The following is a 4,023-nucleotide window of genomic DNA, read 5'->3' on the forward strand; positions in this document are numbered from 1 at the left end:
CACCCCACCCACCCCCCACAAACGCCGAACCGCCCGGCCACCGCACAATCGCGGCACCGAGCGGCTCCCAACGCCCCCTCCCGACCCCCGCCGTCAGGCGGCCTTCGGTTCGGCCGGCGCCTGGACCGGCTTGCCCTGCACCCCGCCGGAGGCGGGCTTGCGGAAGAAGAAGTACAGCGTCGGCACCAGGTACAGCAGCCAGATCGCCACCTGGACCACCGTCGGGTTGGGCTGGAAGTTGAACACGCCCTTGAGCAGCGTGCCGTACCAGCTGTCCGCCGGAATGGTGGAGGAGATGTCGAAGGCCAGCGTGCCCAGGCCGGGGATCCAGCCGGCCTCCTGGAGGTCGTGCACGCCGTAGGCGAGGACGCCCGCGGCGACGACGACCAGCATGCCGCCGGTCCAGGTGAAGAACTTGGCCAGGTTGATCTTGACCGCGCCGCGGTAGAACAGCCAACCCAGCACGACCGAGGTGAGCAGGCCCAGCGTCGCGCCGGCCAGCGGGCTCCAGCCGTCGCCGGTGGACTGGACGGCGGTCCAGATGAACAGCGCGGTCTCCAGGCCCTCGCGGCCGACGGCCAGGAAGGAGGTGACGATCAGCGCGACGGTGCCCATGGCGAGCGCGGCGTCCAACTTGCCCTGGAGTTCGCTCTTCAGGTGCCGGGCGGTGCGGCGCATCCAGAAGACCATCCAGGTGACCAGGCCGACCGCGATGATCGACAGGGTGCCGCCGAGCGCCTCCTGGGCCTCGAAGGACAGCTGGTTGGAGCCGAACTGCAGCACCGCGCCGAACGCCATGGACAGCGCGACGGCGGATCCGACGCCGATCCACACCGGGCCGAGCCGGTCCTTGTGACCGGTCTTGACCAGGTAGGCGATCAGGATGCAGACCACGAGGCTGGCCTCGAGGCCCTCGCGCAGGCCGATCAGGTAGTTGGCGAACACGGCGGTTCTCCTTCCTCGGAAGAGTGGGTGGCGGGGGTCAGCCGAAGAGGCTCTGGCCCCACCACTCGCCGGGCTTGCGGACACCGGGCGGGCAGGCGAAGTGGGCGGATCCGACGTGGGTGATGTACTCGTTCAGCTTGTCGTTGGCCGCGAGCTTGGTCTGCAGCGGGACGAACGCCTTGCGGGTGTCGCGCTGGTACGCCAGGAAGAACAGGCCGGCGTCCAGGCGGCCGAGGCCGTCGGTGCCGTCGGTGAAGGAGTAGCCGCGGCGCAGGATCATCAGCCCGTCGTTGCTGTCGGGGTGCGCCAGGCGGACGTGCGAGTCGGCGGGCAGGGCGGACAGGTCGGGGGTGTCGCGCTCCTTCTGCTTGCCGTAGGGGGCGCCCTCGATCTTGGTGCGGCCGAAGGTGTCCTCCTGGTCCTTGAGCGAGGCGCGGTCCCAGGTCTCGATGGTCATCCGGATCCGGCGGGCCACCAGGTAGGAGCCGCCGGTCATCCAGTCGGCGCCGTCGCCGGGGGCGACCCAGACGTGCTTGGCGAGCGCGTCGGCGTCGGTCCCGGCGATGTTGTGGGTGCCGTCCTTGAAGCCCATCAGGTTGCGCGGGGTCTGGCTGTCCGGCGTGGTGGAGGAGGTCTTGCCGAAGCCGAGCTGCGACCAGCGGACGTTGACCACGCCCATGCCGATCCGGGCCAGGTTGCGGATCGCGTGCACCGCGACCTGCGGGTCGTCGGCGCAGGCCTGGATGCACAGGTCGCCGCCGCTGCGGGCGGCCTCCAGCCGGTCGCCCTTGAACTTGGGCAGCTCGACCAGCGCCTCGGGCAGCTTGGCCTTGAGCCCGAACCGGTCGGTGCCGTCCTTGTCGAACAGGGTGCGCCCGAAGCCGATGGTCAGGGTGAGCCGGGAGGCGGGCAGGCCGAGCGCCTCGCCGGTGTCGTCCGGCGGCGACTCGGGGACGACGCCGACCGCGCCGCCGCCGACCTCGCGGCCGCCGGTGATCGAGGCGGCCGCCTTGGTCCACTCCTTGAGCATCTTGACCAGGGCGTTCCGGTCGTCGGTGATCACGTCGAAGGCGGCGAAGTGCAGCCGGTCCTGGACGGGGGTGGAGATGCCCGACTGGTGCTCGCCGTAGAACGGGACGTCCGGCGTCTGCGGCGCGGCGGCGGCGTCCTCGCTGGACATGGTGGCGGCGGCCACCGTGCCCACCGCGGCCGCGCCGAGCGCGACCCCGGCCCCCGCCCAGCCTATGACGGCCCGTCGGCTGAGCCCGGCGCGCGGCACGGCCCCACCGCTCTCGGCGGGGGCCGCCTGCTGCTCGTTCTCGGCGTCCATCTCTGGCGTTCCCTCTCGGACGTGGTACCGGGTGGGGGTGCTGCCGCTGCTGCGGCAGCACCCTGACGGGGACTTAGCTTACCCTGGCCTTACCTGGAGTCCAGACCCGCCCGCCCCGTTTGACCTGCGCTTGACCGTCACCGGCCCCGCTGCGGGCCTGGCGTCACTTGACCACCACGGCGGCGGCCAGCTTGGACAGCGGCTCGCCGAGCGAGTTCACCGCGTCCGAGAAGGTCTTGCGCTCGTCCTCGGTGACCTTGTCGTAGGAGGTGTAGGTGCCGTCGGCGGCCCGGTACTTGCCGAGCAGGCCGGTGATCTTCTCGAACTCGCCGTCCAGGGTCTTGGACAGCTCCGGGTCGTTCTCCGCGGCGACCGGCTTCAGCAGCTCGTAGGCCTGGCGGGCGCCCTCGACGTTGGCGGCGAAGTCGGAGAGGTCGGTGTGGCTGTAGCGGTCCTCCTCACCGGTGATCTTGTTCTTGGAGACCTCGTCCAGCAGCTCCTTGGCGCCGTTGGCCATGCCGGTGGGGGTGATCTCGGCGGTGGGGACGCGCTTCTGCCAGTCCTTCAGGTCGGTGACCAGCTGGGCGGCGAGGGTCTTCTCCTCGTCGCCGATCTTGCCGTCCACCCACAGCGACTTCTCCAGGCGGTGCCAGCCGGTCCACTGCTGGCCGTCCTCGAGGGCGTCCTCGCGGGTGTCGGTCTTCGGGTCGATGTCGCCGAAGCTCTCGGCCACCGGCTCGGTGCGCTCCCAGCCGACCCGGGAGGCGGCGAACAGCGACTTCGCCTTCTCCACGTCGCTCGCGGTGATCGCGGCGGCGAACTGCTCCACCACCGGGATGGTCGCGTCGGCCTGCTCCTGGGCGTACGTGCGGTAGTCGGTGACCGCCTGGGTCAGCCGGTCGTCCGCCTTGGCCGAGGCGGAGGCGCCGGCCGTGACGGTGATCTTCTGCCGGATGCCGTCGCCGGTCATGCCCGGCTTGCAGGCCACCTCGTAGGTGCCGGCCTTGATCTCGGCGTTGATGGTGACCTTGGTGCCGGGGCCGATGTTCTCCCGCTCGGTGACGATCTTGTCGCCGTCGGCGTAGACGTACACCTCGGTGACCTTGCCGCCCTTGTTCGCCACCGCCAACTCGACGTGCCCGGCCGGGAAGGAGGTCTTCGACAGCTCGCACTTGTCGTCCGTCGCGGTGACCTGCACCGGACCGGAGGAGCCGTCCGCCGAGGTCGAGGAGCCGCTGTCCTTCTTCGAGCACCCCACCAGCGCGGCACCCACCACGGCGAGGACGAGGAAGGCGGCGGCAGACGTGCGGCGGGCGGGCATGCTCACTCCAGGGACGAGGGGTCGGGCCGATGCGGGGGCCGTCCGGGAAGATCCCCGGGAGGCCGCCCAGTAAGCTAAGGCATACCTTAGATCCCCCGCCACACCGGGTCGACACCCAGTGCCGGACGAAGCCTCCCGCCGCCCCGCACGGCACCATCCGTTTCCGGCCAACTCCCGCACTGCCCACGGGATTTCACTCCCGTCACAGGCACCCCACCCGCCCCGCCTGTGACCGGAACCACTCGGTCCGGCGGAGCGGGACGACAACAGGGGCGCGGGGAGGCGGCGCGCACGCCCTGCCTCCCCGCGCCCCTGTCAGGACCGGTCCCCGACCGCCCGTCAGGGCAGGTTGCGGGCCATGACGATGCGCTGGACCTGGTTGGTGCCCTCGTAGATCTGGGTGATCTTCGCGTCCCGCATCATCCGC

4 protein-coding genes are annotated in these 4,023 nt (G+C 71.0%); all 4 read right to left on the bottom strand.

What is annotated here, in order from left to right; all coding sequences use genetic code 11:
- Positions 1-93 precede the first annotated feature (93 nt).
- Complete coding sequence (efeU, locus tag IH44_RS0139385) at positions 94-945, bottom strand: iron uptake transporter permease EfeU (RefSeq protein ID WP_232795272.1); 852 nt, start codon at positions 943-945, stop codon at positions 94-96.
- 37 nt (positions 946-982) lie between these two features.
- Positions 983-2,275 (bottom strand): iron uptake transporter deferrochelatase/peroxidase subunit, encoded by a 1,293-nt coding sequence (gene efeB / locus IH44_RS0139390; protein ID WP_030464671.1) that lies wholly within the window; start codon positions 2,273-2,275, stop codon positions 983-985.
- A gap of 163 nt (positions 2,276-2,438) precedes the next feature.
- Positions 2,439-3,596, bottom strand: a complete 1,158-nt coding sequence (efeO, locus tag IH44_RS0139395; protein WP_030464672.1) for an iron uptake system protein EfeO — start codon at positions 3,594-3,596, stop codon at positions 2,439-2,441.
- A gap of 339 nt (positions 3,597-3,935) precedes the next feature.
- A partial coding sequence (locus tag IH44_RS49265; RefSeq protein WP_157846636.1) for an acyl-CoA dehydrogenase family protein occupies positions 3,936-4,023 on the bottom strand: 88 nt, incomplete at its 5' end.

The organism is Kitasatospora sp. NRRL B-11411, assembly GCF_000721345.1.
GTDB classification, from domain to species: Bacteria; Actinomycetota; Actinomycetes; order Streptomycetales; family Streptomycetaceae; genus Kitasatospora; species Kitasatospora cineracea.